Origin of the sequence: Endozoicomonas sp. ONNA1 (genome assembly GCF_024606325.1) — a bacterium.
In the GTDB taxonomy this organism is placed as follows: Bacteria; Pseudomonadota; Gammaproteobacteria; order Pseudomonadales; family Endozoicomonadaceae; genus Endozoicomonas_A.
The window spans coordinates 1-1,729 of record NZ_JAHHPN010000916.1; the positions used below are offsets into that span (position 1 = coordinate 1).

Annotated in this window: 1 protein-coding gene and 1 pseudogene; both read left to right on the forward strand. The window is 48.7% G+C overall.

The annotated features are described in order from the left end of the window. On the forward strand, positions 1 to 925 hold a 925-nt coding region (locus KDK19_RS21565; protein WP_306801384.1), incomplete at its 5' end, for an aldo/keto reductase. A gap of 76 nt (positions 926 to 1,001) precedes the next feature. After that, positions 1,002 to 1,729, forward strand: a pseudogene (locus KDK19_RS21570) (peptide ABC transporter substrate-binding protein); the annotation flags it as partial.

Below are 1,729 nucleotides of genomic sequence, written 5' to 3' on the forward strand. Positions count from 1 at the left end.
GATTTATGGCTGTATGGGCCTGGGAGGTGAGTGGAACAGTAGCCCTATTTCCGATCAGGACTATACTCTGGCCCATGGTGCCGTCAATGCGGCACTGGAGTGTGGCATAAACTTCTTTGACCATGCTGATATCTACACCATGGGCAAAGCAGAGCAAGCATTCAGCAGTGTGCTAAAAGCGGAACCAAAACTTCGTCAGGATCTGATCATCCAGTCCAAATGTGGCATTCGCTTTGCCGATGACGACAATCCCGGTCGATACGACCTTTCTCCCCAATGGATCGAGTTCAGTGTCAACGGCATTCTCGAAAGGCTGGGTACAGAGTATCTGGATATTCTGTTACTTCATCGCCCTGATCCACTGATGGAGCCCGGTTTAATTGCTGAGGCGTTTACTCGTCTATACGACAGCGGAAAAGTAAGGCACTTTGGTGTTTCCAATATGAACCAGCATCAGATTGCCTATCTATACTCCTGTATCGAACAGCCTTTGATCGCTAACCAGTTGCCTCTGAGTCTTGGTCGTTGTGACTTCGTCGAAGACGGAGTACTGGTCGCCATGACCGAGAGCGCCGATACAGGATTTACACCAGGAATAGTTGACTACTGCCGTAACCATAGCGTTCAGCTTCAGGCTTGGGGCTGTCTGGATCGGGGACTGTTCACCGGTAAAGATATCAGCAACGAACCAGCGTCCGTTCGGACCACTGCAAAACGAGTCGCGGAGATGGCTGAGGAGTATCAGACTTCCAGAGAAGCCATCGTTTTAGCCTGGCTCATGAGGCACCCGGCCAGCATTCAACCTGTTGTTGGCACAACTCATGAAGACCGTATTCGCAGGTGTTCACAGGCGATGGAAGTTAATCTGAGCCGGGAAGACTGGTACAAGCTTTACATCGCCTCCAGAGGGCAGCCTCTGCCTTGATTTGAAGTGGAGCTGTGTTGTGAGCCAGTCGTTCTCGACATCATCGAACAAAAATTAAAAAAACGGGGATGAAGTGATGATGAACCGAAAAGCAACCAGGTATCTGGCTGCCACACTGACAACGGCCATCCTGCTGACAGGCTGCTCAGGTCCCTGGAATAATCCTCATCAGGAAAGTTCTGTTAATCAGAACCAGACTGTCTACTACACTAATTTTCAGCTTCCCCCCCAGCACTTTGATCCGGCTATCTCATACAGTACTGATGAAAGTATGCTGATCGACCAGATATACGAACCTCCCCTTGGTTATCACTTTCTAAAAAGACCTTATGAGCTGGAGCCTCTGGCCGCTGAATCCATGCCGGATGTTCGTTATTTGAACACAAACCGCGAGGAGATCCCCTCAGATAGTCCTGACGTTACCTTCAGCAAATACACCATCACCCTCAAAGAAGGCATTGATTATCAGCCTCACCCGGCGTTCGTCAAAAACAGTGAAGGTGGTTACGTTTACCTCTTTACCGATGAAAGTGAAACCGCAAACTACAGAACTCTTTCCGACTTTGGTCAGACAGCAACTCGGGGGCTGGATGCAGATGACTTTCTCTATCAGATCAAAAGGATTGCCGACCCTCACAATAAAGCACCCTTAATTGGCTTCCTTGCCCAGTATATAGACGGCATGAGTGAACTGACTGCCGAATTAAAAACTGTTGAAAGAGACGGGTGGCTGGATCTTCGTGAATTCAAAATGAGGGGACTGGAAAGAATTGATGAACGGACTTTCTCTATTACTATCAAAGG